Annotated in this window: 29 protein-coding genes; 18 read left to right on the top strand and 11 right to left on the bottom strand. The window is 72.5% G+C overall.

What is annotated here, in order from left to right; translation table 11 throughout:
- The first annotated feature begins 8 nt into the window (after positions 1-8).
- The 5 genes from ACFZAT_RS30745 (at position 9) to ACFZAT_RS30725 (ending at position 4,113) form a co-directional block, all read left to right on the top strand.
- The gene (locus tag ACFZAT_RS30745; RefSeq protein ID WP_391268843.1) at positions 9-830 is read left to right on the top strand and encodes a hypothetical protein; all 822 of its coding nucleotides are present in this window, start codon (positions 9-11) and stop codon (positions 828-830) included.
- Positions 827-1,705: a hypothetical protein gene (locus tag ACFZAT_RS30740; protein WP_391268769.1), complete on the top strand. Its 879-nt coding sequence runs from the start codon at positions 827-829 to the stop codon at positions 1,703-1,705. The genes ACFZAT_RS30745 and ACFZAT_RS30740 overlap by 4 nt, the downstream gene beginning before the upstream one ends.
- Positions 1,706-1,964: 259 nt before the next feature.
- Positions 1,965-2,537, top strand: coding sequence for an FABP family protein (locus tag ACFZAT_RS30735; protein WP_361029918.1), 573 nt, complete (start codon positions 1,965-1,967; stop codon positions 2,535-2,537).
- 48 nt (positions 2,538-2,585) lie between these two features.
- Positions 2,586-3,056 (top strand): transcriptional repressor, encoded by a 471-nt coding sequence (locus tag ACFZAT_RS30730; protein ID WP_391268768.1) that lies wholly within the window; start codon positions 2,586-2,588, stop codon positions 3,054-3,056.
- Positions 3,057-3,147: 91 nt separating this feature from the next.
- Positions 3,148-4,113: a YgfZ/GcvT domain-containing protein gene (locus tag ACFZAT_RS30725; RefSeq protein ID WP_391268767.1), complete on the top strand. Its 966-nt coding sequence runs from the start codon at positions 3,148-3,150 to the stop codon at positions 4,111-4,113.
- Positions 4,114-4,131: 18 nt separating this feature from the next.
- Here the strand turns inward: ACFZAT_RS30725 and dtd are convergent, their stop codons facing one another.
- Entirely contained in the window at positions 4,132-4,581 is a 450-nt protein-coding gene (gene dtd, locus ACFZAT_RS30720; protein WP_164638904.1) for a D-aminoacyl-tRNA deacylase, read from the bottom strand.
- A gap of 118 nt (positions 4,582-4,699) precedes the next feature.
- Here dtd and ACFZAT_RS30715 point away from each other — a divergent pair, with 118 nt between their 5' ends.
- The 3 genes from ACFZAT_RS30715 (at position 4,700) to ACFZAT_RS30705 (ending at position 7,687) form a co-directional block, all read left to right on the top strand.
- The gene (locus ACFZAT_RS30715) at positions 4,700-5,326 is read left to right on the top strand and encodes an ABC transporter substrate-binding protein (RefSeq protein WP_391268766.1); all 627 of its coding nucleotides are present in this window, start codon (positions 4,700-4,702) and stop codon (positions 5,324-5,326) included.
- A gap of 45 nt (positions 5,327-5,371) precedes the next feature.
- Positions 5,372-6,358 carry an asparaginase gene (locus ACFZAT_RS30710; protein WP_391268765.1) on the top strand — a complete coding sequence of 329 codons (987 nt, stop codon included), beginning with the start codon at positions 5,372-5,374 and terminating at the stop codon, positions 6,356-6,358.
- A gap of 75 nt (positions 6,359-6,433) precedes the next feature.
- Entirely contained in the window at positions 6,434-7,687 is a 1,254-nt protein-coding gene (locus ACFZAT_RS30705) for a GNAT family N-acetyltransferase (protein WP_391268764.1), read from the top strand.
- 37 nt (positions 7,688-7,724) lie between these two features.
- Here the strand turns inward: ACFZAT_RS30705 and ACFZAT_RS30700 are convergent, their stop codons facing one another.
- The gene (locus tag ACFZAT_RS30700; RefSeq protein ID WP_391268763.1) at positions 7,725-8,354 is read right to left on the bottom strand and encodes a sigma-70 family RNA polymerase sigma factor; all 630 of its coding nucleotides are present in this window, start codon (positions 8,352-8,354) and stop codon (positions 7,725-7,727) included.
- Between the two features lie 67 nt (positions 8,355-8,421).
- On the opposite strand from ACFZAT_RS30700, the gene ACFZAT_RS30695 reads away from it, so the two are divergent.
- The 4 genes from ACFZAT_RS30695 to ACFZAT_RS30680 all read left to right on the top strand — a co-directional run bounded on the left by ACFZAT_RS30695 (position 8,422) and on the right by ACFZAT_RS30680 (position 10,976).
- Positions 8,422-9,270, top strand: coding sequence for an alpha/beta fold hydrolase (locus ACFZAT_RS30695; protein ID WP_391268762.1), 849 nt, complete (start codon positions 8,422-8,424; stop codon positions 9,268-9,270).
- A gap of 132 nt (positions 9,271-9,402) precedes the next feature.
- Positions 9,403-9,810: a helix-turn-helix domain-containing protein gene (locus tag ACFZAT_RS30690; RefSeq protein WP_391268761.1), complete on the top strand. Its 408-nt coding sequence runs from the start codon at positions 9,403-9,405 to the stop codon at positions 9,808-9,810.
- 50 nt (positions 9,811-9,860) lie between these two features.
- On the top strand, positions 9,861-10,523 hold the full coding sequence (locus ACFZAT_RS30685) for a hypothetical protein (protein ID WP_391268760.1): 663 nt from the start codon (positions 9,861-9,863) through the stop codon (positions 10,521-10,523).
- Between the two features lie 117 nt (positions 10,524-10,640).
- Complete coding sequence (locus ACFZAT_RS30680; RefSeq protein ID WP_391268759.1) at positions 10,641-10,976, top strand: DUF2516 family protein; 336 nt, start codon at positions 10,641-10,643, stop codon at positions 10,974-10,976.
- Here the strand turns inward: ACFZAT_RS30680 and ACFZAT_RS30675 are convergent.
- The 3 genes from ACFZAT_RS30675 to ACFZAT_RS30665 form a co-directional block, all read right to left on the bottom strand.
- Complete coding sequence (locus ACFZAT_RS30675; protein WP_391268758.1) at positions 10,958-12,298, bottom strand: SpoIIE family protein phosphatase; 1,341 nt, start codon at positions 12,296-12,298, stop codon at positions 10,958-10,960. The two genes, ACFZAT_RS30680 and ACFZAT_RS30675, sit on opposite strands and share 19 nt — an antisense overlap.
- Positions 12,299-12,818: 520 nt before the next feature.
- Entirely contained in the window at positions 12,819-13,871 is a 1,053-nt protein-coding gene (locus ACFZAT_RS30670) for an NlpC/P60 family protein (protein WP_391268757.1), read from the bottom strand.
- A gap of 292 nt (positions 13,872-14,163) precedes the next feature.
- Positions 14,164-14,943 carry a class I SAM-dependent methyltransferase gene (locus ACFZAT_RS30665; RefSeq protein WP_391268756.1) on the bottom strand — a complete coding sequence of 260 codons (780 nt, stop codon included), beginning with the start codon at positions 14,941-14,943 and terminating at the stop codon, positions 14,164-14,166.
- A gap of 208 nt (positions 14,944-15,151) precedes the next feature.
- On the opposite strand from ACFZAT_RS30665, the gene mshA reads away from it, so the two are divergent.
- The gene (mshA, locus tag ACFZAT_RS30660) at positions 15,152-16,513 is read left to right on the top strand and encodes a D-inositol-3-phosphate glycosyltransferase (protein WP_391268755.1); all 1,362 of its coding nucleotides are present in this window, start codon (positions 15,152-15,154) and stop codon (positions 16,511-16,513) included.
- A gap of 51 nt (positions 16,514-16,564) precedes the next feature.
- Positions 16,565-17,089: a YbjN domain-containing protein gene (locus ACFZAT_RS30655; protein WP_391268754.1), complete on the top strand. Its 525-nt coding sequence runs from the start codon at positions 16,565-16,567 to the stop codon at positions 17,087-17,089.
- Positions 17,090-17,096: 7 nt separating this feature from the next.
- On the opposite strand, the gene ACFZAT_RS30650 is transcribed toward ACFZAT_RS30655, so the two are convergent.
- A complete protein-coding gene (locus ACFZAT_RS30650) occupies positions 17,097-18,104 on the bottom strand; it encodes a phosphotransferase (protein WP_391268753.1) in 1,008 nt (335 codons plus the stop codon).
- 196 nt (positions 18,105-18,300) lie between these two features.
- Here ACFZAT_RS30650 and ACFZAT_RS30645 point away from each other — a divergent pair, with 196 nt between their 5' ends.
- Positions 18,301-19,101, top strand: a complete 801-nt coding sequence (locus tag ACFZAT_RS30645) for a hypothetical protein (RefSeq protein WP_391268752.1) — start codon at positions 18,301-18,303, stop codon at positions 19,099-19,101.
- A gap of 7 nt (positions 19,102-19,108) precedes the next feature.
- On the opposite strand, the gene ACFZAT_RS30640 is transcribed toward ACFZAT_RS30645, so the two are convergent.
- From ACFZAT_RS30640 to ACFZAT_RS30630, 3 genes are all read right to left on the bottom strand, one after another.
- A complete protein-coding gene (locus tag ACFZAT_RS30640) occupies positions 19,109-19,351 on the bottom strand; it encodes a hypothetical protein (protein ID WP_073964764.1) in 243 nt (80 codons plus the stop codon).
- Positions 19,348-19,596 (bottom strand): hypothetical protein, encoded by a 249-nt coding sequence (locus ACFZAT_RS30635; protein ID WP_073964763.1) that lies wholly within the window; start codon positions 19,594-19,596, stop codon positions 19,348-19,350. The genes ACFZAT_RS30640 and ACFZAT_RS30635 overlap by 4 nt, the downstream gene beginning before the upstream one ends.
- A gap of 137 nt (positions 19,597-19,733) precedes the next feature.
- Positions 19,734-20,492: a phosphoglyceromutase gene (locus ACFZAT_RS30630; RefSeq protein ID WP_391268751.1), complete on the bottom strand. Its 759-nt coding sequence runs from the start codon at positions 20,490-20,492 to the stop codon at positions 19,734-19,736.
- Positions 20,493-20,677: 185 nt separating this feature from the next.
- On the opposite strand from ACFZAT_RS30630, the gene ACFZAT_RS30625 reads away from it, so the two are divergent.
- Positions 20,678-21,982, top strand: coding sequence for an MFS transporter (locus tag ACFZAT_RS30625; protein WP_391268750.1), 1,305 nt, complete (start codon positions 20,678-20,680; stop codon positions 21,980-21,982).
- 37 nt (positions 21,983-22,019) lie between these two features.
- Here the strand turns inward: ACFZAT_RS30625 and ACFZAT_RS30620 are convergent, their stop codons facing one another.
- Positions 22,020-22,169: a hypothetical protein gene (locus ACFZAT_RS30620; RefSeq protein ID WP_391268749.1), complete on the bottom strand. Its 150-nt coding sequence runs from the start codon at positions 22,167-22,169 to the stop codon at positions 22,020-22,022.
- 210 nt (positions 22,170-22,379) lie between these two features.
- The gene (gene phoU / locus ACFZAT_RS30615; protein WP_391268748.1) at positions 22,380-23,057 is read right to left on the bottom strand and encodes a phosphate signaling complex protein PhoU; all 678 of its coding nucleotides are present in this window, start codon (positions 23,055-23,057) and stop codon (positions 22,380-22,382) included.
- Between the two features lie 208 nt (positions 23,058-23,265).
- Between phoU and ACFZAT_RS30610 the strand changes: the two genes are divergently transcribed.
- Together ACFZAT_RS30610 and ACFZAT_RS30605 are read left to right on the top strand one after the other, a co-directional pair.
- A complete protein-coding gene (locus ACFZAT_RS30610; protein ID WP_391268747.1) occupies positions 23,266-24,540 on the top strand; it encodes an ATP-binding protein in 1,275 nt (424 codons plus the stop codon).
- Complete coding sequence (locus ACFZAT_RS30605; protein ID WP_239221456.1) at positions 24,537-25,217, top strand: response regulator transcription factor; 681 nt, start codon at positions 24,537-24,539, stop codon at positions 25,215-25,217. Before ACFZAT_RS30610 ends, ACFZAT_RS30605 begins: the two co-directional genes overlap by 4 nt.
- Positions 25,218-25,250: the final 33 nt, after the last annotated feature.

Below are 25,250 nucleotides of genomic sequence, written 5' to 3'. Positions count from 1 at the left end.
TTCCGCCGGTGAGCGACGACAACACCCCCGAGTCCGTTCCGCCGGTGAACGAGGGCGGCCCCTTCGCGGCGCCCGCTCCCGTGAGCAGGGGGAGGGCGCGCCGGGTGGTCCTCGCGGTCCTCCCCGTCGTGCTGGTGCTCGCCGCGGTCGGCGGCGCCGCCGCGTACACGAAGGTCACCGTCGACGGCGCGGACCGCTCCGTTCCCACCCGGCTCTGGCAGAAACCCGCGCACGAGCCGGGCAAGGACCCCGCCGGCGACATCGTGCGGGGCAGGGCCACCACCGAGCTGAGCAAGCTGCTGCTGCCCGTCCCGGCCGGCTACCGGCTCGGCCCGGACTCCGGCACGTACGGCAACGACACCGAACTCAGCGGCGCCGCGGCCACCGCGGAGATGAAGGACGGCGGACGCGGTCTGTCCGGCCGGCAGCGGCGGGAGTTCGAGAAGCGGGTCGACAAGCTGCGCGTCCAGGGCCTGGCCGTGCGCACGTACACCTCGCACGACGACGACCTGGTCATCGACACCCAGCTGGTGCGGATGAAGGACAAGAAGGCGGTCCGGGACCTCTACGCCTTCCGGCACGAGCTCTTCGACAGCATCGGCGTCCTGCGCGACGGTCCGAAGATCGACGGCCACAAGAAGAACGCCTCCTGCTTCCTCGACCCCAAGGACGACAAGCGGCGGATCGAAGGCATGTTCTGCATGGCGTACGAGGGCGAGGTGATGGTCACCTTCTCGGCATCGGGCATCGAGCCCTTCCGCAAGGAGGCCGTCGCCGAACTGGTGAAGGACCAGCTGAACCACATCACGTCCCCGGGGGAGTACGTATGAGCGAGCAGACGGCCGCACCCGCGACCGAGGAGCCGCAGCCCGAGGCGGTGGCGCCGGCCCCGCTGATGCCGCCCATGCCTCCGGCGCCGCCCGCCGTCCCTTCGCCCCGGCCCCGGCCCCCGCGCCGGGTGCTGCGGGCCGTGGCGCGGTGGACCGCCGCCGTGCTGGTGTTCGGCGCGGCCGGAGCGGGTACGGCGTACGGCATCACCTCGATGGAGCGCACCGACGTGCCCGGTCTCGCCACCGAGGACGACGGGCGCTGGGACTACCCGGCACTCGCCCTTCCCGCGCTCCCCGCGGACAAACCGCGCCCCTACAACGACGGCAACCCGTCCGAGATCCACTACGCCGACCTGCGCGAGCTGCTGCTGCCCGCCCCGGCCGGGGCCACGGTGGACAAGAAGCTCAAGGGCGGCTGGGTCAGCGACGAGCAGTTCGCCTCCGAGTTCACCGAGGGCGGGCGCGCCGGTATCGGCGAGACCCTGCGCGAGGGCACCCTGCGGCACATCGCGGCACGCGGCTGGACCATGCCCGACGGCACGTCGAACCGGATCTACCTGCTCCAGTTCAGCTCGGCGGACGACGCCGACGCGTACCGCGACGACCGTTTCATCGGGGCGTCGGCCGGGGACGAGATGCTCGGCGCGCACGAGATGGAGCTCGACGAGAGCTGGAAGGGCGGCGGGAAGGTGGAGGCCACGGCCTCGTACGTGTTCAGCGAGCCGAAGCCCTACGGCGCCGCGCAGGTGCGGACGGGCTTCGTCATCGCGGGGGACACGCTCGCCGTGGTCGTCCAGTCCCGCAAGGGCGGTGCCGGGACGCCGGGCGTGCCGTTCCACCAGACGCTCATCCTGCAGAACCAGCTCCTGGGCTGACCCGCCCCGGAACGGCGGGACCGGGCCCCACCTATTAGGCTGGGGCCCGGTCCTGTACTGCCCTGTACTGCCGCCATACCGCTCGTCCGAGGAGCCCCCCGTGCTTGAGGCATTCTTCTCCGCCCTGCTGGTCCTGGTCTGCGTCGGCGTCCTCGCCTTCGCCGCCGTGACCGTGAAGAAGCTGTACCAGGGTCAGCGCTGACCACCTCCCCGTTCCCGGCGTTCCCGCCTCCCGCCTCACAGATCGACTGAGCCGCTCATGATCGAGATCCCGTCCGACCTCCACCCGGACCTCGTCCCGCTGGCCTTCCTCCTGGGCAACTGGGTGGGCGCGGGAGTCTCCGACTTCCCGGGCGCCGAGAAGTGCAACTTCGGCCAGGAGGTCACCTTCCGCCACGACGGCCGTGACTTCCTGGAGTACACCTCGCACTCCTGGGTCCTCGACGCCGACGGCAACAAGGCCCGCCCGCTGGAGACCGAGACCGGCTACTGGCGCATCGACAAGGACCGCAAGGTCGAGGTCGTCATGGCCCGCGACCAGGGCGTCATCGAGATCTGGTACGGCGAGCTGGCCGACAAGAAGCCGCAGATCGACCTGGTCACCGACGCGGTGGCCCGTACCGCGGCCTCCGGCCCGTACAGCGGTGGCAAGCGGCTCTACGGCTATGTCAACAGCGACCTGATGTGGGTCGGCGAGAAGGCCACGCCCGAGGTCGAGCTGCGGCCGTACATGTCGGCGCACCTGAAGAAGACCGTCACGCCCGAGGAGGTCGAGGCGATGGCCAAGAGCCTCGGTGACCTGCCGGACGACGGGATCGCCTTCTTCAAGTAGCCGCGGTTTCCGCCGAGTAGCCGTCCGGCCGGACCTACACTGGGGGCTGTGGTGAGCACCGACTGGAAGACCGATCTCCGGAAGCGCGGTTACCGGCTGACCCCGCAGCGCCAGCTGGTCCTGGAGGCCGTCGACACGCTCGAACACGCGACGCCCGACGACATCCTCTCCGAGGTGCGCCGGACCGCGTCCGGCGTGAACATCTCGACGGTCTACCGGACGCTGGAGCTCCTGGAGGAGCTGGAGCTCGTCAGCCACGCCCATCTGGGGCACGGCGCTCCCACGTACCACCTGGCCGACCGGCACCACCACATCCACCTGGTGTGCCGGGACTGCGCGGACGTGATCGAGGCCGATGTGAGCGTCGTCGCGGAGTTCACCGAGAAGCTGCGCGGCGCGTTCGGGTTCGAGACGGACATGAAGCACTTCGCGATCTTCGGCCGCTGCGCCGACTGCGCGGCGAAGGCAGCGAGGAACGGCGCGGACGCCACCGGTCCGGCAGCGGCGGACGGGGCCTGAGGCACCGGGCGGCCGGCGCCTCGGGCACCGGGCCGCCGGACCCCGGGGCACCGGGCGGCCGGGGTCCGAAAACCAGTCGTACGCTGGTCGCATGAAGAGCCCCCTGCTGTCCCTGCCCGGCGCCGTCCCCGCCGAGGGCCGCGACGAAGGCGTCGCCGCGCACTACGGCGACCTGTTCCGCGAGCAGCGCGCCCTCGCCGACGGTTCGGGCCTGGTCGACCTCTCGCACCGCGGAGTCGTCGCGGTCACCGGCAGCGACCGGCTGGCCTGGCTGCACCTCCTGGTCACGCAGCACGTCACCGAGCTCGCCCCCGGCCGGGCCACCGAAGCGCTCATCCTCAGCGCGAACGGCCACATCGAACACGCCCTGTATCTCGTGGACGACGGCGAGACGGTGTGGATGCACGTCGAACCGGGTACGCAGGGCGACCTGATCGCCTACCTGGAGTCGATGAAGTTCTTCTACCGGGTGGAGGTCGCCGACCGCACCGAGGACTTCGCGGTGGTCTACCTCCCGGCCGGCTCGATCGCCGAGGTCCCGGAGGGGGCCGTCGTACGCGAGACACCGCACGGCCGCGACCTGTTCCTGCCGCGCGCCGCGCTGGAGGCGTACGCGGCGGAGCACGGCCCGGTCGCCGGGGTGCTGGCGTACGAGGCGCTGCGCGTGGAGGCGCACCGGCCGAGGCTCGGCTTCGAGACCGACCACCGCACCATCCCGCACGAGCTGGGCCTGATCGGTGTCGCCGTACACCTCCAGAAGGGCTGCTACCGGGGTCAGGAGACCGTCGCCCGGGTGCACAACCTGGGCAAGCCGCCGCGCCGCCTGGTCTTCCTGCACCTGGACGGCAGCGAGGTCCACCTGCCGGGCCCCGGCACCCCGGTCCGGCTCGCGTCGGACGGGCCGGAGGGGCGCCAGCTGGGCTTCGTCACCACCTCCGCCCGCCACCACGAGCTGGGCCCGATCGCCCTCGCCCTGGTGAAGCGGAACGTGGCGGTCGACGCCCAGCTGCTGGCCGGGGACACGGCGGCGGCGCAGGAGACGGTGGTCGAACCGTAGGAGCTCCGGGGGCGGGGCTCAGACCTCGACGATGACGGTGAACGGGCCGTGGTTGGTGAGCGAGACGCGCATGTCCGCCCCGAACCGGCCCGTCTCCACCGTCGCCCCGAGCGCCCGCAACCGTGCCACCACCTCGTCCACCAGCGGCTCGGCGACCTCGCCGGGCGCGGCGGCGTTCCAGGTGGGGCGGCGGCCCTTCCGGGCGTCCCCGTAGAGGGTGAACTGCGAAATCACCAGAAGCGGCGCATTCACGTCGGAGCAGGACTTCTCGCCCTCCAGGATGCGAACCGACCAGAGCTTCCGGGCGAGCTGCGCCGCCTTCTCCGGGGTGTCCTCATGGGTCACCCCCACCAGCACACACAGGCCCTCGCCGACTATTTCCCCGACGACGCGGGAACCGCCGTCGCCGTCCGCGGCGTCCGCCACCGTGACGCTCGCACCATCCACCCTCTGTACCACTGCACGCATACAGACCAACCTATCTTGGGCCGAACGGGTACAGAGCAACCTCAGAAGGCCCCTCGGGGTGGCACGATGCTCGGGAGGCGGTGCGCCGACGCACCGGGTCGAGGGGATGGACACAAGCATGAGCACCCATGGAACCGGGCAGTCCCCGGGGGCAGTGCCGGTCGCGCGCCCCGGTGTCAGCAGCACGGGCAGCGGTACGAGCATCAGCACCATGCGCCCGCCCGTACAGCGGACCGGGCAGGGCGACGACACCGGCGACGGCGGGACCCGGGCCGAACTGGCCGCCCTGCGCCTGCCGGAACTGCGCGCGCTGCGCCGCGACGCCCAGCGCGACGAGGCCGACCTCAGCTATGTGCGGCGGCTGGTGCAGGGGCGCATCGACATCCTGAAGGCCGAGCTGGCCCGGCGCCGGGACCCGGAGTCGCCCGTGGTGGACCGGCTGTCGGAGATCCTGGCCGATGCCCCGTCCCCGCAGCGCTCGTCCGCCCGGCACGTCACGCTGTCCACGCCGCGCAGCGACGAGTACCGCAAGCTGGCCGCCGAGACGCTGGCCGAGGTGGAGCTGTCCGACCTCGACGCCCGGACGGACGAAGAGCTGCACACCGCGATGGGGCGGCTGGTCCGTTACGAGCAGCAGGTTTCCCGGCGCCGGCACCGGCTCCAGCGCACGGCGGACGGTTGCGGCGCGGAGATCGCCCGCAGGTACCGTGACGGGGAAGCACAAGTAGACGACCTGCTCGCCTGAGGTGATCCCTCCGGGGGCGGTCCCGCCCGTCCCCGGAAGGCCACCATGACCTCCAGCGCAGCCCGTCACCCCGCCATATCCGACCCGGCCCCCGGCCTGCCCGTGCTGGCCGAGGTCGTGCGGTCCGGCTTCACCGAGGGCCACCACCGGGGCTCGCTGGTCGTGCTGGCGGCCGACGGCGGCGTGGAGCTGTCCCTGGGCGATCCGGCGGCGCCGGTCTTCCCGCGCTCCTCGAACAAGCCGATGCAGGCGGCGGCGGTGCTGCGGGCCGGGCTCGACCTGTCGGGGGAGCGGCTGGCGCTGGCCGCCGCGAGCCATTCCGGCGAGGGCTTCCACCTCGATCTCGTACGCAAGATGCTCGCCGAGCACGGACTGACGCCCGAGGACCTCCAGACCCCGCCGGACCTGCCGCTGGACGCGGTGGAGGCCGAGGCGTATCTGGCCGCCGGCCAGGTCCGCGAGCGCCTCACGATGAACTGCTCCGGCAAGCACGCGGCGATGCTCGCCGTCTGCGCGCAGAACGGCTGGGACATGACCGGCTATCTGGACCCGGCGCACCCCCTCCAGCAGCTGGTGCACCAGGTCGTGGAGGAGGCCGCGGGTGAGGAGGTCGCCGCCGTCGGCACGGACGGCTGCGGGGCGCCGCTGATGGCGGTCTCGCTGGTGGGCCTGGCGCGCGCGTTCCGCGGTTTCGTCCTGGCGGAGCCGGGTACGGCGGAGCGCCGGGTGGCGGACGCGATGCGGGCGCACCCGGAGTACGTGGCGGGCACCCGGCGCCCCGACACCTGGCTGATGCGCGAGGTGCCCGGCACGCTGTCGAAGATGGGCGCGGAGGCCGTGCAGGCGGTGGCCCTGGCGGACGGCCGGGCGCTGGCCTTCAAGATCGACGACGGCTCGACCCGGGCACTGGGCCCGGTCCTGGCCCGCGCGCTGGGGCTGCTGGGGATCGACGCCCCGGTGGTCGGGCGGATCGGCCGGGCGCCGCTGCTGGGCGGCGGGGCCGAGGTGGGGGAGATCCGGGCGGCGTTCTGAGCCCCCGGCCCTTCCCGCGCCCACGGCCGCCAAAACCGGGCGACATCCCGTAGCGCGCTGCCTAGCGTGGGGCGCATGAACCCCCTCGATATCCGCCCCGTCACCCCGTCCGAGTTCCCCGACTGGCTGCGCGCCCTGAACACCGGCTTCCTCCGGCCGCCCACGCCGCCGGAGGAGGAGGTGTCGGGGCGCCTGGCGTACATGGACCTCTCGCGCACGCGCGGGGCGTTCGACGCGGGGCGGTGCGTGGCGACGTTCCGTTCCTTCGCGCAGGAGCTGACGGTGGTCGGCGGTGCCACCGTGCCGACCGACGCGGTCACCAACGTCACCGTCTCGCCGACCCACCGGCGGCGCGGCCTGCTCACGCGGCTGATGGCCGACGACCTGGCGGAGGCGAAAGAGGGCGGGGACGTGGCGGCGACGCTGATCGCCGCCGAGTACCCGATCTACGGGCGGTACGGCTTCGGCCCGGCGGCCCAGGCGACCGTGTGGGAGGTCGACGTCCACCGTACGGGCCTCGACCCGCACCGCCGGGTCCCGGCGGACGGTGACGGCGGCCGGATCGACCTGGTGGACGGCGCGGAGATCCGGAAGCTGGGCCCCGCGCTGCACGACCGGCTGCGGGCCCGGCAGCACGGTGCGGTGAGCCGGGACGCCCGCTGGTGGGAGAAGACCACGGGGGAGGGGGTCTTCGCCCAGGACCACTGGACCGAACCCTTCTACGCCGTGTACCGGGGCGCGGACGGCACGGTCGACGGCATGCTGGTCTACCGCGCCGACGACCACTGGGGCGACGCGAAGCAGCCGCTGAACAGGGCGACGGTGCGCGACATGGTCGCGGTGACCCCGGCTGCGGAGCGGGCGCTGTGGCACTTCCTGTGTTCGGTGGACTGGATCTCCACCATCCGTACCGGCATCCGCCCGGCCGACGACCTGCTCCCGCTGCTGCTGCCGGACCCGCGCGCGGCGCGTGTCGTGACGCAGGCGGACTTCCTGTGGGTGCGCGTCCTGGACGTCGTACGCGCCCTTGAGGCCCGTACGTACGCGGTGCCCGGGTCGCTGGTCCTGGAGGTCCGGGACGCGGCGGGTCACGCGGCCGGCCGCTTCCACCTGGACGCCACGCCGGACGGCGCCACCTGCGCGCCGACGACGCGCTCGGCGGACCTGGCGATGGACGTCCGGGAGCTGGGGACGCTCTGGCTCGGCGACGAGTCGCTCCTGCGGCTGGCGGCGCTGGGCCGGGTGGAGGAGCTGGCCCCGGGCGCGGCGGCGACGGCGGACCCGGTGTTCCGGGCGGCGCGGCGGGCGTGGTGCCCGGACGTGTTCTGAGGCGAGTCGGGCGGGACTTCCAGGCCCTAGGGGGCGTCTAGGGGACGGCGGGCAGGTCGTCGCCGTTCCGGAGCCGGTCGAGTTGCAGGCGGTGGGCGAGCGTGCGGCGTACGGACGCGGAGCCGGGGGGCGTGCCGCCGCCCCGTGACGGCACGTCGAGCGCGCGGCTGACCTCGTCGTACGCGGCCCGGTGCGCGGCCAGTTCGCCCCCGTACCGCCGCAGGTCCTCCTCGACGAGCCGGCGCAGCGCGTCGACGTTCTCGGGCGTGAAGCGCTGCCTGCCGCGTGCGAGGGCGTCGACGGTGGGGCGGCAGCGCGCGGCGGAGCCGTACGTCTCCGCGATGTCCTCGGCCACGCCCCACAGCCGCCCCTCCAGCCACGGGGGATCGGCCTGGCCGAGTGCCAGGCCGAGCGGCTGGGGCGGTCCGGCGTCGCGGTGCTTGATCACCTGCTTGGAGACGGCGGGCTGGCTCATGCCGGTGAGGCGGGCGATGCGCTCCTGGGTCCAGCCGAGGTCCGCGAGCACCTTGATCATCTCGGTGCGCAGCCGCCGCATCTCCTCACCGGCGCGGATGGCCTCGTTCATCCCGGCGAGCAAGCGCGCGGCCTGCGCCTCGGAGAGCGCTGGAGTGCCGCTGCCGTGTCTCTGCCTCTGGTCGCCTGCCACGGCCCAGTTATATACCAAGTGCTACAACCTGGTTGTACAACCAGGTTGTAGCTGTCACTCTGCCCTCATGACCACCCACACCTTCACCGCGCCCGACGGCACCCCGCTCGCCTACCGCGTGTACGGGGACGGTCCCGGCGACCCGGTCCTCTGCGTGCCGGGCGGCCCGGCCGACTCCCGGTATCTGGGCGACCTCGGCGGGCTGTCGGCCCACCGCCGCCTGGTCGTCCCCGATCTGCGGGGCAACGGCGCCTCGGCGGTCCCGGAGGACGTCTCCACGTACCGCTGCGACCGCCTGGCCGAGGACGTGGAGGCGCTGCGCCGCCACCTCGGGCTCGCCCGGGTCGACCTGCTCGGCCACTCCGCCGGGGCGAACATCGCGGTGCGGTACGCGGAGCGCCACCCGGACCGGATCGGCGGGCTCGTCCTGATCACCCCGAGTACGCGGGCCGTCGGCATCGACATCACCGGGGACGAGCGGCGGGCGCTCGCGCGGCTGAGGAGCGGTGAGCCGTGGTTCCCGGCGGCCTTCCCCGCGCTGGAGGCGATCACACGCGGGAACGGCACCGACTGGGCGGCCGTCGAACCGTTCTTCCACGGCCGCTGGGACGACGCGGCCCGCCTCCTGCGGGAGCTGGGCCGCCCCGGCGATCCGGAGTCCGTCGCCCTCTTCGGCGCCGAGGGGGCGTTCGACCCACCGGCCACCCGCAAGGCCCTCGCCTCCCTCGCGGCGCCCGTCCTGCTGCTGGCGGGTGCGTACGACCTGAACAGCCCGCCGAGCGCGGTGACCGCCTTCGGCGAGCTGTTCCGGGACGCCGCGCTCGTCGTGCAGCCGGGGGCGGGGCACTACCCGTGGGCGGACGACGCGGAGGCGTTCGGGGCGGCGGTGGCGGGGTTCCTCGGGGGGCGCGGCTGAGGGGAGGGCCGCCCGGGCCGTCGGGGTGCTCACGTTCCGGATGCGGCGGTCGGCACCCCGGGCCACCGTAAGGCAGAACACTTTTGCAAGCGGCTGCTTGCAAAAGTTAGCAAGAGGGGGCAGCATCGAGGCATGGCCTCACTCAACGTCGGCAATCTCGGCGAGTACCTGCGGGAGCAGCGCCGCAGCGCGCAGCTGTCCCTGCGGCAGCTCGCCGATGCCGCCGGGGTGTCCAACCCCTACCTGAGCCAGATCGAGCGCGGGCTGCGCAAGCCCAGCGCCGAGGTGCTGCAGCAGGTCGCCAAGGCGCTGCGCATCTCCGCCGAGACCCTGTACGTACGGGCCGGGATTCTGGACGAGCGGCAGCAGGACGAGCTGGAGACGCGGGCGGTGATCCTCGCCGATCCGTCGATCAACGAGCGTCAGAAGAGCGTGCTGCTCCAGATCTACGCGTCCTTCCGCAAGGAGAACGGGTTGGACGACGAGCCCGAGGCCGGAGCTCCCTTCAATGCCGACGGCAGTGCTGCCGATACAGCTTGAGAGCTCCCTCACCCTCACACCCAGTCTGATGATCCGGGAGGACCACAGTCATGGCCATCACCGATGACCTGCGCAAGACCCTCACCGACCCGACCCCCCTCTACTTCGCCGCCGGCACCGCCGACCTGGCCGTCCGCCAGGCCCGCAAGGTCCCGGCGCTGCTCGAACAGCTGCGGGCCGAGGCGCCCGACCGCATCGAGGCCGTGCGCAACACCGACCCCAAGGCCGTGCAGGAGAAGGTCGCCGAGCAGGCCCGTGAGGCGCAGGCGACGCTCCAGGCCAAGGTCACCGAGGTGATCGGCGCCTTCGACACCGACCTGAAGAAGCTCGGCGAGAACGCCCAGGACCTGGCGCTGCGCGGAGTGGGCGTGGCCGCCGAGTACGCCGTACGGGCCCGGGAGACGTACGAGAAGGTCGCCGAGCGCGGCGAGCGCACCGTGCGGACGTGGCGGGGCGAGACCGCCGACGAGATCGTGGAGATCGCCGTCGTCGTGGAGCCGCGCAAGGAGTCCGAGCCCGCCGCCGCCCCGAAGCCGGCCGCCCCCGCGAAGGCCGCTCCCGCCGCGAAGCCGGCCGCCGCCAAGCCCGCGACCACGGCCAAGCCGGCCGCCGCCGCGAAGCCGAAGCCCGCCGCCGCCAAGCCCGCCGCCGCCAGGAAGACGCCGGTCCGGAAGCCCGCCGCGAAGAAGACCACCCCGCCCTCCGGCAAGTAGCACCGGTGTCCCCGGCAGGTGTGCCGGGGCGGCGGGCGGGCACATTCCGGGTGGCCCGTTCGTTGTCCCGGTACCTTGGCCGCGAGGCGCTTTCCACCTGACTAGGCGGTGCACATCATGTTGCTCGACGGCTTCAACTCGTTCCTCGGGCTGCTCTCCGCGGCCATGCTCGTCCTCGCGGTGGTCGCGCTGGTCATGGCTCTGATGGCACGCGAGGACGCCTACCGCGCCGCGGACAAGCAGAAGAAGTCCTTCTGGCTGATCATTCTCGGCCTCGTGGTCGCGGTGAACCTCTGGCCGATCTTCATCTTCCTGCAGATCGCCGGCCTGATCGCCACGATCGTCTTCCTCGTGGACGTACGGCCCGCCCTCAAGGCCGTCAGCGGCGGGGGCCGCCGACGCGGCGGCTCCAGCAGCGACGGCCCGTACGGCCCCTACAACGGCGGGCGCTGAGCCCTCGCCGGTGAGGCCGGGCGCGGGCGCGGGATGTTCACGCTCCGCGCGCCGCCCGGGGCCGCCCGGTGCCGGGCAATCTCCTGGTCGCGGTCGAGCAGCAGGACCGCGACGTCGTCCGTCAGCTCGCCGCCGTTCAGCTCCCGCACCTGGGTGACCGCCGCCTCCAGCAGCGCCTCGCCGGTCAGCCCCTCGGCGAGCTGCCGGTTGACCATCGCCACCATGCCGTCCTGGCCGAGCCGCTGCGTACCGTCGCCGACGCGGCCCTCGATCAGCCCGTCCGTGTACATCATCAGGCTCCACGACCCGCCCAGCTCCACCTGCCGGCGCGGCCACCGCGCTCGCGGCAGCAGGCCCAGGGCCGGTCCGCCGTCCTCGTACGGGAGCAGTTGCGCCGCCCGTCCGTGGCGGGCGATCAGCGGCGCGGGGTGCCCGGCCAGGCAGAGGCCGGCGCGGCGGCCGTCCGGGGCGATGTCCACCGTGCAGAGCGTCGCGAAGATCTCCTCGCTCTCCCGCTCGTGCTCCAGGACCTCCTGGAGCGTGGACAGCAGCTCGTCGCCGCACAGCCCCGCCAGCGTCAACGCGCGCCACGCGATGCGCAGTTCCACGCCGAGCGCCGCCTCGTCCGGGCCGTGGCCGCAGACGTCGCCGATCATCGCGTGCACCGTGCCGTCCGGGGTGCGGACCGTGTCGTAGAAGTCCCCGCCGAGCAGCGCGCGGCTGCGGCCCGGGCGGTAGCGCGCCGCGAAGCGCAGGTCGGAGCCGTCGAGGAGCGGGGTCGGGAGCAGTCCGCGTTCCAGCCGGGCGTTCTCCTGGGCGCGCAGCCGGGACTCGGTGAGCTGGTTCTGCGCGACGTCGGCCCGTTTGCGTTCGACGGCGTAGCGGACGGCCCGGCTGAGCAGCCTGCTGTCCAGTTCGCCGCGGAAGAGGTAGTCCTGCGCGCCGACCCGGACCGCCTCGGCGGCCAGCTCGGCGTCGTCCTCCGCGGTGAGGGCGAGCACGGCGTGCCGGGGCGCGATCCGCAGGACGTGCTTGAGGGTGGCGAGCCGGTCCTCCTCGCCCTCCCCGTCGCCCCGCGCCTCGGCGCCGGCCGGCAGGGCCAGGTCCAGCAGGATGCAGTCCACGTCGTCGGTGAGGAGCCGGCCGGCCTCGGTGAGGTTCCGGGCGGAGCGGATACGGACCCGGGCACCGGCCGCGGCGGAGAGCTCCGGGGCGGTGAAGGTGCCCGCGGGATCGTCCTCGATGACGAGGAGGGTGAGGCCGGCGCCGGAGCTGGTCTCCGCGGCGGGCGCGGAACACGGCTGCGGTACGGGTACGGGCATCGGTTCGGGTTTCCTTCCCTCCCCCCGAGGGCGCGGCGGAGCGACGAACGACGTCCCGCCAGACGGGGACCATAGCGGTACGGACCAGGGGAACGGAATGCCGACCCGCCCGCCGCGCCTGGCATATGCACCGCCATAAGCCGCGTCCCACCACGGATCAGGCACGGTGGGCCGCGCGTTGGCGGCCGATCCCGACATGACAAAGGTCACGCCACGGTGGCCGTCCCGGGCCGCGCACGCCGACGCCTCCCGGCGCCGGCGCCGCGCCGCCACCGGAGCCAACGCGTCCGGCGCGGCGACGCCCCACCGCATCCGCACCCGCCCTGCCGGGCCGACGGCGTCCGACGCGACGGCGCACCGCTGTATCCGCACCCGCACACGGGCCCACCGGGGCCAACGGCCCCGGCGCCACGGCGCACCGCTGTATCCGCGCCGGGCTCCGCAGCCGCACCCCGCCCCGCCGGGGCCGACGGCGTTCGGTGCGGTCCCGCGTCGCCGGGCCCCGCCGTCCGCCCAAGGACTACGCGTCGGGGCGGACCACGCCGAGTATCTGCATGGAGCCCGCGCCCGCCAGGGTGACGTCGCGGCCGGGGCGGGGGGCGTGGATGATCTGGCCGTTGCCCACGTACATGCCGACGTGGGTGGCGTCGGCGTGGTAGATGATCAGGTCGCCGGGGCGCATGTCCTCGATCGCGATGTGCGGCAGCAGCCGCCACTGCTCCTGCGAGGTCCGCGGGATCGGGCGGCCCGCCGCCGCCCACGCCTGGGACGTCAGTCCGGAGCAGTCGTACGACTTGGGGCCCTCCGCGCCCCACACGTACGGCTTGCCGATCTGCGCGGTCGCGAAGGCCACCGCCTTCTTGCCGAGCGGGCTCGCGTCCCGGTTGATCTCCTTCAGCGCGCCGGAGTCGAGCCACGCGGTCTGCGCCTGCCGCGCAGCTTCCCGCTCCAGTTCGAGGAGGCGGGCCCGCTCCTCCTTCTCCAGCCGCGATTCCAGCTTCTTCGCCGCCGCTATCTGCGAGTTGATCTTCTTCTTGGCCTTGGCCTGCTTGACCCGGTTGGCTTCCAGCTTGGTCCAGTTGGTGCTGGCGTCCTTGGTGTAGGTCTCCAAGTCCTGCTGGGTCCTGGTCAGTTCCTCCAGGAGCCCCTTGGTGGCCTGCTGGCCCTGGTGGGTGCGGCTGATGCCGTCGAGGAAGAGCTGCGGGTCGCCGCTGAGCATGAGGCGCGCGCCCGGTGGGAGCCCGGCGTTGCGGTACTCCTCGCGGGCCTGGGCGCCGGCCCGGTTCTTGAGGGCGGTGATCTTCGCCTGGCCCTCGACTATCGACTGCGCCAGCTCGACCAGCTCGCCCGACTGCTTCTTGGCCTTCTCCTCGGCGAGGTTGTACGCGTCCGTGGCGGCGCCCGCTTCGAGGTACAGCTCATCGATCTCCGCGCGCACCTGTTCCAGGCTCTTCCCGCCGCCGTCGGCGGACCCCGGCGGTGTCGGTGCCGCGAATGCCTGGACCGGCGAGGCGAGGACCGCCAGCGCGCAGACCAGGGTCATCGCGGCGGCGGCACAGTGGCGTCGGTACACGAGCTCCCCCTCCGAGCAGTTCCCAACTGTCCGAGTAGTCCAAAAACTGATCAACCGTCAGTAACATGTGGTGTCGACCAGATCGTGCCATGCCGTACTGAAAAGCAACAGAGGCAGACACACTCCGGCCCTCGGGCGGCACTTCGCTATTCCGTCACTCCCCGCCATCCCCACCCCCACGCCCCCGACGTCCCACCCATTCCGACGAACGATGACCGCCGGCCGTTCCCGCCGCAGGGGTGAATCCCTGACGCGATGACGACGCGCCCTCGCGCATCCCGAGTGCGCCCCCTCACCACCCCACGGGCTCCAGCGCCTCCCACGCCACCGTGACCTCGCCCTGGCGCCACCGCCGCACCCCGTCCGTCAGCGGCCAGTCGCCCGAGAGTGCCCGCACCGCCGTGATCCAGCGCTGCCGGGCCCCCAGCGACGCGTAGGGCGCCGCGGCCGCCCACGCCCGGTCGAAGTCGCGCAGGAAGGCGTGCACCCGCTCACCCGGGACATTGCGGTGGATCAGTGCCTTCGGCAGCCGTTCGGCGAGATCGGACGGCCGGTCCAGCGAGCCCAGCCGGGTCGCGAAGGTCACCGTGCGCGGCCCCTCCGGCCCCAGCGCCACCCACACGTGCCGGCGCCCGATCTCGTCGCAGGTGCCCTCCACCAGCAGCCCGTCCGGCGCCAGCCGCTCGCACAGCCGCCGCCAGACGCCGGCCACCTCGCCCTCGTCGTACTGGCGCAGCACGTTCGCCGCCCGGATCAGGGAGGGCCGCTCCGGCAACGGGATCTCGAAGCCGCCGTGCCGGAAGGTGAGGCCCTCGCGCGCGTACGGCTGCGCGGCGGCGACCCGCTCCGGGGAGATCTCGATGCCGACCACCGCCGTGCGCGGTTCGGCGGTGCGCAGGCGCTCCAGCAGCTCGACGGCGGTCCAGGGCGCGGCCCCGTAACCGAGGTCGACGGCGACAGGGGTCCCGGCGCGGCGCAGGGCGGGGCCGTGCGTGGCGGCGATCCAGCGGTCCATGCGGCGCAGCCGGTTCGGGTTGGTGGTGCCGCGCGTCGCGGTGCCGATCGGGCGCATGACACAGAGCGTAACGATCCGGGCGGATGCGGACGCCGGGCGGGCGGGAGACCACCGGGGCGCCCCGCGTCACCCCCGTAATGATTTGGCAAAGCGGAAATGAAAGGAGGGATTCCGCTGTTCCCCACCTTCGAAGGGACCGTGTGCCCCTTCGGTGCCATGCCGTGAACCGCGTCGGCACCGGGGCCCAGCGAGGAGGACGGACGACGTGACCCAGTACGTCTCTCGGCTCGGCAGCAGCCGTGGCGCACCGCGTCGCAGGTTCCCCGCAGGTCTCACCGGCTCCTTCACCGCCGGTCACCGCAGGCCCCGCCGCATCGCCATGCTCTCCGTGCACACCTCCCCGCTGCACCAGCCGGGGACGGGCGACGCCGGTGGCATGAACGTGTACATCGTGGAGCTGGCCAAGCGGCTCGCCGCGATCAACATCGAGGTCGAGATCTTCACCCGTTCCACCACGGGTGGGCTGCCCTCCGCCGTGGACCTGGCGCCCGGTGTCCTCGTCCGGCACGTCGACGCGGGGCCGTACGAGGGTCTGGCCAAGGAGGAGCTGCCCGCGCAGCTCTGTGCCTTCACGCACGGTGTGATGCAGGCATGGGCCGGTCAGCGCCCCGGTTATTACGACCTCGTCCATTCCCACTACTGGCTCTCCGGACACGTCGGCTGGCTGGCCGCGCAGCGCTGGGGTGTTCCCCTCGTGCACGCCATGCACACCATGGCGAAGGTGAAGAACGCCGCGCTCGCCGAGGGCGACACCCCCGAGCCCGCCGCCCGGGTCATCGGCGAGACCCAGATCGTGGACGCCGCCGACCGGCTGATCGCCAACACCGCCGAGGAGGCGGGGGAGCTGGTCCGGTTCTACGACGCCGATCCGCAGGCCGTGGCCGTCGTCCACCCCGGCGTCAACCTCGACCGCTTCCGTCCCGCTGACGGCCGGGCCGCCGCCCGCGCCCGCCTCGGCCTTCCGCAGGACGCCCTGATCCCCCTCTTCGCGGGCCGCATTCAGCCGCTGAAGGCCCCCGACGTGCTGCTGCGCGCGGTCGCCGTGCTGCTCGACCGGGACCCGTCGCTGCGGTCCCGGATCGTGGTGCCCGTCGTCGGCGGCCCCAGCGGCAGCGGGCTCGCGAAGCCGGAGGGGCTGCAGAAGCTCGCGGCCCGGCTGGGCATCGCGGACGTCGTACGGTTCCACCCGCCGGTCGGGCAGGACCAGCTCGCCGACTGGTTCCGGGCCGCGTCCGTGCTGGTCATGCCCTCGTACAGCGAGTCCTTCGGGCTCGTCGCGGTCGAGGCCCAGGCGGCCGGGACGCCGGTCGTCGCCGCGGCCGTGGGCGGCCTCCCGGTGGCCGTGCGCGACGAGGTCAGCGGCTTCCTGATACCGGGGCACGATCCGGCCGCGTACGCGCGGGCGCTGGAGCGGTTCGCGCAGGCGCCGGAGCTGGTCGACCGGATGGGCGACGCGGCGGCGGAGCACGCCCAGCGGTTCGGCTGGGACACGGCGGCGGCCGCCACGGCGGAGGTGTACACGGCGGCCGTTCAGGAACACCGCAGGCGGACGCGCACCCGCGGGTGACCCCGCACGCCCCCGACCGCGTGCCTTTGCCGCCTGACGTACGCTCGAAACATGGCTGACGCACCCGTACCGGCGAAGAACGAGGCCACCCGGGCCGCCCAGGTCCTCGAAGCGAGCTTCGCCGACGCCGGGCTCGACTGGGAGAGCCCCGCACCGGGCAACTACGTCGTCCAGCTCCCCGGCACCCGCAAGCTGGCGACCACCTGCTCACTGATCGTCGGCGCGCACAGCCTCTCCCTCAACGCCTTCGTCATCCGGCACCCCGACGAGAACGACGCGGCGGTGCACCGCTGGCTGCTGGAACGGAACCTGCGCCTGTTCGCCGTGAGTTACGCGATCGACCAGCTCGGGGACATCTACCTCACCGGCAAGCTGCCGCTGTCCGTGGTGACGCCCGAGGAGGTGGACCGGCTGCTCGGCTCCGTGCTGGAGGCGGCGGACGGAGCCTTCAACTCCCTGCTGGAGATCGGTTTCGCGACCGCGATCCGCAAGGAGTACGCCTGGCGGGTTTCGCGCGGCGAGTCCACCCTTAATCTCGACGCCTTCGCGCACCTCACCCGGCGCCCCGCGGACTGACCTCGCGTCACCCCCGTACGCGCGTCGCGGACTCGATCTCCTCAAGCGTGTCCTCCAGGCGCGGCGCGACCTCGCGCCAGGTCCACTCAAGCTGCTCGCCGGAGGTGCCGCGCGGCACGGTCTCCACCAGCATGATCAGGTACAGATAAGCCCGGTACAGCGCGAGCCGCAGCCGCAGTGAACCGTCGAACTCCACGGGCCCGCCCGGCGCCTCTTCCCCGTAACCGGCGAGGAAATCCTTGTCGTCCGCGATGTCACCCAGCAGGGCGAGCGACACGAAGTCGGCGACCGGGTCGCCCCAGAACATCCGCTCCCCGTCGATGACCCCGCCCACCCGCCGGGCGCCCGGCTCGCCCGTGACCAGGATGTTCCCCTGCCACAGGTCGAAGTGGACCAGGGCGGGCCGCGTCACGTCGTCCAGTACATATGAGGCCGAGGCGAGCGTCGAACGGATCTCCGTGACCGTACGGGGGAGCCGGGCGGCATACGTCCGCGCGTCGGCCAGGACCGCGTCCGTCATCGTGGTGAACGCCTGCCGCCAGGTGGGCGCGAGCGGGCCGAGCGCCTGCGAGGGATAGCCGAAGCCGCCCGGTGCGGGCACACCGTGCAGCCGGCCGACGATCCGCCCGAGCCCGGTGCGCAGCCGCGCCTCCTCGCCGTCGGCCATGGCGCCGGTGAGCTCGTGCCAGGGGCGGCCGGGGCGGGCGGACATGACCACGTACGGGCCGGTGGGAGCGGCCGGATCGAGCTCGGCGCGTACGACGAGGGGCACGGTGGGCTCGTCGGCGGCGGCCCGGTAGAACGTCACCTCGTTGACCAGCAGGCCGTGTTCGTACGACAGGCGGTCCCCGGCGCCCGGCGGCGGCACCTTCACCACCCAGTCCCGCCCGTCCGTCAGCCGGACGCGGCTCACGGCGTTGTACGTGCCCCCGGTGAGCGGTTCACGGGAGGCGACCAGGCCGGGCGGTATGTCCAGCGCGCCGAGGACATCGGAGAGAACGGAATCGATCGGCACGGTGAGCTCCCCCTGAACGGTGTGCGCGAAGTGATCACGACGTCGTCACGATCACGTGCGATGCCCAAGGTAAAGGATTGCCAAACCACAGCGGGCTCATAGAGTTGGCTCACCCCCACGCACCCCCATTTCAGCCGTGCCGAACCCGGCGGGGCTGCTCGCGTGCGGGCGAACACCTTGAGCAGAAGGACGGGCCATGCGACCCACTGTCATACGCCGTACCGCCGTTGCCGCCACCGTGATGTCCCTGGCGCTGTTCACCGCCGCCTGCGGTTCGGACAGCGACGACAAGGGCGCCGACAAGGCGGCCGGCTCCTCGGCCAAGCCCTCGGGGAAGGGCGCCGACAAGGGCGCGGAGGCCCCCGCGAAGGCCCTGTCCGCCGCCGAACTGGAGCAGGTCTCGCTGGCGCAGGGCGACGTCGAGAACCACAAGATCACCAAGGCCGGTCCGGCCGACCTGATCGACGCCAAGGACGTGACGGCGGACAAGGAGTCCTGCGACGTCTTCGGTGACGCGCTGATGGGCGCCAAGGCCGGTACGCCCGTCGCCACCACGCAGCGCAAGGTGGCCAGCGTGCCGAAGAAGGGCGCGGACAAGGACATCGCCGACCCGGAGGAGGCGTTCAAGGCCGCCTTCGACATCACGACCACGATGACGACGCTCGCGTCGTACGACGGCAAGGGCGCCGAGGAGACGCTCGCCGCGCTGCGCACCGCCGCGACGGACTGCGCGGGCGGCTTCACGCTCACCGTCGGCGGGGACAAGCAGAAGGTCGCCAGGATCACGGAGGAGCAGGTCAAGGGCGGCGAGGAGGCGGCGGCCTGGACGGTGACGGTGGAGTCGGACGGCGAGAAGAACTCCCTGAAGCTCACCGCGCTGCGTCAGGGCGCGACGCTCGCCACGCTCAGCTCGATGAACCTCGCGGCGGCGGGCTCCGGCGAGGACTTCGACCTGCCGACCGCGGTGATCGACGCCCAGGCGAAGAAGCTCGCCTGATCGCCCGTCAAGGAAGCGGAACGAGCCGTACGACGGTCACGGTGAGGACCGAACCGGAGACGTAATAGAGCACGATCGCCCCGGCGACCGTCGCCTCCCGGCGATCGTGCTCCCCCTTGACGGCGGTCGACCCGTGACCGTACGGCTCACGCCCCAGGGTCGCCGCCATCTCGTCCCGGAATGTTTCACCGTCCGTCATCTTGGCAAGGGTGTCGTCGGCGGGCGGCGCGTAGGAGATCCGGAAGCTCAAGCGACGCTCCGCCTCTCGGCCTCGTCCCGCGCCAGCCGGTCGAGAATCCGCTCGGCCTCCGGATCGGGCACGGCCTCCAGCATCCAGTGCCGCATCACGGCCTGGATCTCATGCACCCCGGCCTCGTTGATGGCCCGTTCGAACTCCGCCCGCCGCCCCTCCGGCAACGCGTCCCGGATCGCCGGAATGCTGTTGGGCACCTCGACCTCGGCACCCCCGACAAAGGTCTTCAACGGCTCACCCATAACCGCCCTCCCGCTCTTCCCCGCATGGGCCCAGCGTACGGGGCGGGGTGACGCGCGTCACTTCCGGCTGGGGGCTCCGGAGCGCGAAGAAGCCCCCGCCTGACCAAGCAGGGCGGGGGCCTTCGTGAGGGCTGTCGTTACTTCTTGCCCTGGTTCTTCACGGCCTCGATGGCCGCCTTCGCCGCGTCCGGGTCGAGGTACGTGCCGCCCGGGTTCAGGGGGCGGAAGTCCGCGTCGAGTTCGTAGCTGAGCGGGATGCCCGTGGGGATGTTCAGGCCCGCGATGTCGGCGTCGGAGATGCCGTCGAGGTGCTTGACCAGGGCGCGCAGGCTGTTGCCGTGGGCGGCGACCAGGACCGTGCGGCCGGTCAGGAGGTCCGGGACGATGCCGTCGTACCAGTACGGCAGCATGCGCGTGACGACGTCCTTCAGGCACTCCGTGCGCGGGCGCAGCTCCGGCGGGATCGTCGCGTAGCGCGCGTCGCCGCTCTGGGAGAACTCGGTGCCGTCCTCGAGCGCGGGCGGCGGGGTGTCGTACGAGCGGCGCCAGAGCATGAACTGCTCCTCGCCGAACTCGGCGAGCGTCTGCGCCTTGTCCTTGCCCTGGAGCGCGCCGTAGTGGCGCTCGTTCAGGCGCCAGGAGCGGTGGACGGGGATCCAGTGGCGGTCCGCGGACTCCAGCGCGAGCTGGGCGGTGCGGATGGCGCGCTTCTGGAGGGAGGTGTGCAGTACGTCGGGGAGCAGGCCGGCGTCCTTCAGCAGCTCACCGCCGCGGACCGCCTCCTTCTCGCCCTTCTCGGTGAGGTTGACGTCCACCCATCCGGTGAACAGGTTCTTCGCGTTCCACTCGCTCTCGCCGTGGCGGAGGAGGATCAGCTTGTACGGTGCGTCGGCCATGAGTCCGAGCGTAATCGAACCCGTCCGAGCCGCGCGCGGCCGGTCACAGAGCGGACAGCGCCGTCGTTTGACGGTGCGCGTCAATTGAGTGGCAGCCGCGCCCAGCGGGTTCGTAATGTTCGGACCGTCGGTGGACCACTTACTCCCCCGGCCTCATCCGTCGTACGTCCCTGGGGGGAACCCGTATGTCTGCCACCGGTCTCGGACGGGCCACCCGTGCCACCCGGGAAACCGTCTCCGGGCTCCCCAGGGAGTTCTGGTGGCTGTGGACCAGCACCCTGGTCAACCGCCTGGGCGCGTTCGTCGCCACCTTCATGGCCCTGTATCTGACCCTGGACCGCGGCTACTCCGCCTCGTACGCGGGTCTCGTCGCCGCCCTCCACGGGCTCGGCGGGGTCGTCTCCTCGCTCGGAGCCGGGGTGCTGACCGACCGCATCGGGCGACGGCCCACCATGCTCGCCGCCCAGCTCTCCACCGCCGCCGCGGTCGCGGTGCTCGGCTTCATGACGCATCCGGCGGCCATCGCCGGGGTCGCCTTCCTCGTCGGTATGGCGAGCAACGCCTCCCGCCCGGCGGTCCAGGCGATGATCGCGGACATCGTCCCCGCGAAGGACCGGGTGCGGGCCTTCTCCCTCAACTACTGGGCCATCAACCTCGGCTTCGCGGTCTCCTCCGCAGGCGCCGGGTTCGTCGCCGAGTACAGCTACCGCGCGGGCTTCCTCGGCGAGGCCGCGATGACCCTCGTCTGCGCGATCGTCGTCTTCCTGAAGGTGCCGGAGTCCCGCCCGGAGCGCTCCGCACCGGCCGTGCCCGGCGGTGTGCCGGCCGACGACGGCGTACGGCTCTCCACCGTGCTGCGCGACGGACGGTTCATGGGCGTCGTCGGGCTGTCGTTCGTGATCGCGCTGATCTTCCAGCAGGGTTACGTGGGTCTGCCGGTGGCCATGGGCGGGGACGGCCTCAGCAGCTCCGACTTCGGTACGGCGATCGCCGTCAACGGTGTCCTGATCGTCGTGCTCCAGATCCCCGTCACCCGGTTCATCCAGAGCCGCGCCCCGCGCCGGCTGCTCGTCGCCTCCTCGCTGCTCGCGGGGTACGGGTTCGGGCTGACGGCCTTCGCCGGTTCCGTCGGGGTGTACGCGCTGACCATCGGCGTGTGGACGGTCGCCGAGATCATCAACGCGCCCGTGCAGAACGGCCTGGTCGTCCAGCTGTCCCCGGCCCACGGCAGGGGCCGCTACCAGGGGATGTACACCCTGTCCTGGTCGGCCGCAGCGCTCATCGCCCCGCTGATGTCCGGTGTGGTCATCGACCACTTCGGCGCCGGCTGGCTGTGGGGGACCACGGCCCTCCTGGGCACCGTGGCCTCCATCGGCTACTGGCTGCTCATGCGCGGCCTGCCGACGGCGGAGACCGCGGTGGCAGAGACCGCCGTACCGGCGCGGCCGGCCGGGGCACGGGTCACGAAGGCGGAGGCGTCACCTTCGTAACCCGTGCGTCACCCGTACGGACCAGCGGCCGGCGGGGTCAGCCGGAGCAGCCCCCGCACTGGCACGGCGCTCCGGACTGGCAGCCGCACCCGCAGCCCGAGCCGCACCCGCAGGCGCCGAGGACGGTCAGCGGCACCACCTCGGCGGGGGCATCGCGCTCCGGTTCGGTCATGGGGGAATCGGCCATGGTTCCTCCTCAAGGCATACGACAGGGCCGCACGCCCCCGAAGGGACCCGCGACCGGGGCGTACGGACACGTCGTGCCGCCCCGACCCATTGCATGCCCACCCGGACGGGCGCATCAACGGCGCACATGTGCAGGAACGCGTGTGCGAGCCGTGCGCGCGGGCGTGCGCCCGTCCGCCGAGCGCCCCGCCCTTCCCGCGCCGGGGCCCTCCTAAGCCCCTTCGACCGGAGCGGACTGCTGGATCTCGTCCGCGTGCTCACCCGTCACCAGGTAGACGACACGCTTCGCCACCGACACCGCGTGGTCCGCGAACCGCTCGTAGTAGCGGCCGAGCAGCGTCACGTCGACGGCCGTCTCGATGCCGTGCTTCCAGCGGTCGTCCATCAGGTGCTGGAACAGCGCGCGGTGCAGCAGGTCCATCTCGTCGTCGTCCTGCTCCAGCTGGAGCGCGAGGTCGACGTCCTTGGTGACGATCACCTCGGCCGCCTTCGCCATCAGACGCTGCGCGAGCTGGCCCATCTCCAGGATGGTGGCGTGCAGGTCGTGCGGGACCGCGGACTGCGGGAAGCGCAGCCGGGCCAGCTTGGCGACGTGCTGGGCGAGGTCGCCCGAGCGCTCCAGGTCCGCGCTCATCCGCAGCGACGTCACCACGATCCGCAGATCGGTCGCCACCGGCTGCTGGCGGGCCAGGAGCGCGATGGCCCGTGCCTCCAGCTCGTGCTGGAGGTCGTCCACCTTCTGGTCGGCGGCGATCACCGTCTCCGCCAGTTTCAGATCGGCGTCGAGCATCGCCGTCGTCGCCCGGCCTATCGCCGAGCCGACGAGCCGGGCCATCTCGACCAGGCCCTCGCCGATCGAGTCGAGTTCCTCGTGGTACGCGTCACGCATGGGTGTCCCTCTCCAGTCCTTGACCGAGGCCGGGGCCCGCCGACGACCGGCTCCGAACCCCACGGCACCACCGTGACGGGCGTACGCGTCGGATTCCGACCGGCCAAGTGAACCGGCCCTAGCCCCTCGGTGAACTCTGGGCGACGAGTGGCCGAGGAGGCCCCCGGACGGCTGGGAGAGTGTCCGAGGTGCCGCATAACCTGGAGACATGGACGTGAACGCGGCGGTCGCCGCAGCTGCCGCGATCGCCGGTGTCGGTACCGGTGTGATCGCCATGCTGGCGTTCCGCTGGAGCGAGCGCGACCAGAAGAAGCCGACGCGCACCACCCTGCGGTCCGAGAGCGGCGCCCCGCTTCCTCCGGGCGTCGACACGGTCCTGTCGGTGCTCTCCTCCTCCGCGGTGGTGCTGGACGAGAGCGACGGCGTCGTCAAGGCCAGCTCCGCCGCGTATGCGCTGGGGCTCGTCCGGGGCGGCCGCCTCGCCGTCGAGCCGATGCTCAACATGGCGCGGGACACCCGCCGCGACGGCGAGATACGCCAGGTCGAACTGGACCTCCCGCGCCGCGGCACGGGCCGGGGCGAGGCCCTGGCGGTCTCCGCGCGGGTCGCCCCGCTGGGCTCCCGCCTCGTGCTCCTGCTCGTGGAGGACCTGACCGAGGCCCGCCGCATCGAGGCGGTCCGGCGCGACTTCGTCGCCAACGTCAGCCATGAGCTCAAGACCCCGACCGGCGCCCTGTCCCTGCTCTCGGAGGCCGTCCTCGACGCCTCCGACGACCAGGAGGCCGTCGAGCACTTCGCCCGCCGCATGCAGATCGAGGCGACCCGGCTCACCAATCTCGTCCAGGAACTGATCGACCTCTCCCGGGTGCAGAACGACGACCCGCTGGAGGACGCCGAGCCGGTCCGGGTGGACGAGCTGGTCGCCGAGGCCATCGACCGCTGCCGCCAGCAGGCCGGCTCCAAGCAGATCACCATGGCCGCCGGCGGCACCGCCGACCTGCGGATATGGGGGAACCGGGGCCAGCTCGCCGCCGCTCTCGGCAATCTGGTCGAGAACGCCGTCAACTACAGCCCCGCCCGCACCCGCGTCGGCATCGCCGCCCGCCGCGTGGTCGTGCCCGGCGGGGACGAGATCGAGATCGCCGTCACCGACCAGGGCATCGGCATCTCCGAGAAGGACCGGGAACGGGTCTTCGAACGCTTCTACCGCGTCGACCCGGCCCGCTCACGCGCCACCGGTGGTACGGGCCTCGGCCTGGCCATCGTCAAACACGTGGCCGCCTCGCACGGCGGGGAGGTCACCGTGTGGAGCTCGGAGGGACAGGGCTCCACCTTCACCCTGCGGCTGCCCGAAGCGGGCTCCGCACGCGGCCGGGACCGCGCGTCCGGCGGCCCGCTCATCGTCAACGGCGACGCGGCGTCCCATCCGGACGCCGCCCCCGACTCCTTCGATTCCTTCCCTTCCCCGGAGGCCCTTCCGTGACCCGAGTGCTTGTCGTCGAGGATGAGGAATCCTTCAGCGACGTCCTGTCCTACATGCTCCGCAAGGAAGGCTTCGAGGTCGCCATCGCGACCACCGGACCCGACGGCCTGGACGAGTTCGAGCGCAACGGCGCCGACCTCGTGCTGCTCGACCTGATGCTGCCCGGACTCCCCGGCACCGAGGTCTGCCGCCAGCTGCGCAGCCGCTCCAACGTGCCCGTGATCATGGTGACCGCCAAGGACAGCGAGATCGACAAGGTCGTGGGCCTGGAGATAGGGGCCGACGACTACGTCACCAAGCCCTTCTCCTCCCGCGAGCTCGTCGCCCGCATCCGTGCGGTGCTGCGCCGGCGCGGCGAGCCCGAGGAGGTCGCCCCCGCCGCCCTGGAGGCCGGACCGGTCCGCATGGACGTCGACCGGCACGTCGTCACGGTCTCCGGCGGCAAGGTCGACCTGCCGCTGAAGGAGTTCGACCTCCTGGAGATGCTGCTGCGCAACGCGGGCCGGGTGCTGACCCGGATGCAGCTCATCGACCGGGTCTGGGGCGCGGACTACGTGGGCGACACCAAGACCCTCGACGTCCACGTGAAGCGGCTGCGCGCCAAGATCGAGCCGGACCCGGGCGCGCCCAGGTTCCTGGTGACGGTGCGGGGCCTCGGGTACAAGTTCGAGCCGTAGGCCGGCCCGTACGCATGACATGGCCGAGGCGCC

This window comes from Streptomyces sp. NPDC008163, assembly GCF_042956885.1.
In the GTDB taxonomy this organism is placed as follows: Bacteria; Actinomycetota; Actinomycetes; order Streptomycetales; family Streptomycetaceae; genus Streptomyces; species Streptomyces drozdowiczii_A.
This window is presented reverse-complemented; position numbering and strand designations above follow the sequence as displayed.

Bases quoted from the DNA above. Each gene is read 5' to 3' on its own strand.
- ACFZAT_RS30735 (WP_361029918.1), top strand. From the start codon at position 1,965: ATGATCGAGATCCCGTCCGACCTCCACCCGGACCTCGTCCCGCTGGCC.
- ACFZAT_RS30685 (WP_391268760.1), top strand. From the start codon at position 9,861: ATGGCCATCACCGATGACCTGCGCAAGACCCTCACCGACCCGACCCCC.
- ACFZAT_RS30725 (WP_391268767.1), top strand. From the start codon at position 3,148: ATGAAGAGCCCCCTGCTGTCCCTGCCCGGCGCCGTCCCCGCCGAGGGC.
- ACFZAT_RS30715 (WP_391268766.1), top strand. From the start codon at position 4,700: ATGAGCACCCATGGAACCGGGCAGTCCCCGGGGGCAGTGCCGGTCGCG.
- ACFZAT_RS30665 (WP_391268756.1), bottom strand. From the start codon at position 14,943: ATGCGCCCGATCGGCACCGCGACGCGCGGCACCACCAACCCGAACCGG.
- ACFZAT_RS30690 (WP_391268761.1), top strand. From the start codon at position 9,403: ATGGCCTCACTCAACGTCGGCAATCTCGGCGAGTACCTGCGGGAGCAG.
- ACFZAT_RS30705 (WP_391268764.1), top strand. From the start codon at position 6,434: ATGAACCCCCTCGATATCCGCCCCGTCACCCCGTCCGAGTTCCCCGAC.
- ACFZAT_RS30645 (WP_391268752.1), top strand. From the start codon at position 18,301: ATGCGACCCACTGTCATACGCCGTACCGCCGTTGCCGCCACCGTGATG.
- ACFZAT_RS30610 (WP_391268747.1), top strand. From the start codon at position 23,266: ATGGACGTGAACGCGGCGGTCGCCGCAGCTGCCGCGATCGCCGGTGTC.
- ACFZAT_RS30655 (WP_391268754.1), top strand. From the start codon at position 16,565: ATGGCTGACGCACCCGTACCGGCGAAGAACGAGGCCACCCGGGCCGCC.
- ACFZAT_RS30740 (WP_391268769.1), top strand. From the start codon at position 827: ATGAGCGAGCAGACGGCCGCACCCGCGACCGAGGAGCCGCAGCCCGAG.
- ACFZAT_RS30630 (WP_391268751.1), bottom strand. From the start codon at position 20,492: ATGGCCGACGCACCGTACAAGCTGATCCTCCTCCGCCACGGCGAGAGC.
- ACFZAT_RS30675 (WP_391268758.1), bottom strand. From the start codon at position 12,298: ATGCCCGTACCCGTACCGCAGCCGTGTTCCGCGCCCGCCGCGGAGACC.
- ACFZAT_RS30695 (WP_391268762.1), top strand. From the start codon at position 8,422: ATGACCACCCACACCTTCACCGCGCCCGACGGCACCCCGCTCGCCTAC.
- ACFZAT_RS30710 (WP_391268765.1), top strand. From the start codon at position 5,372: ATGACCTCCAGCGCAGCCCGTCACCCCGCCATATCCGACCCGGCCCCC.
- ACFZAT_RS30635 (WP_073964763.1), bottom strand. From the start codon at position 19,596: ATGGGTGAGCCGTTGAAGACCTTTGTCGGGGGTGCCGAGGTCGAGGTG.
- ACFZAT_RS30680 (WP_391268759.1), top strand. From the start codon at position 10,641: ATGTTGCTCGACGGCTTCAACTCGTTCCTCGGGCTGCTCTCCGCGGCC.
- phoU (WP_391268748.1), bottom strand. From the start codon at position 23,057: ATGCGTGACGCGTACCACGAGGAACTCGACTCGATCGGCGAGGGCCTG.
- dtd (WP_164638904.1), bottom strand. From the start codon at position 4,581: ATGCGTGCAGTGGTACAGAGGGTGGATGGTGCGAGCGTCACGGTGGCG.
- ACFZAT_RS30625 (WP_391268750.1), top strand. From the start codon at position 20,678: ATGTCTGCCACCGGTCTCGGACGGGCCACCCGTGCCACCCGGGAAACC.
- ACFZAT_RS30620 (WP_391268749.1), bottom strand. From the start codon at position 22,169: ATGGCCGATTCCCCCATGACCGAACCGGAGCGCGATGCCCCCGCCGAG.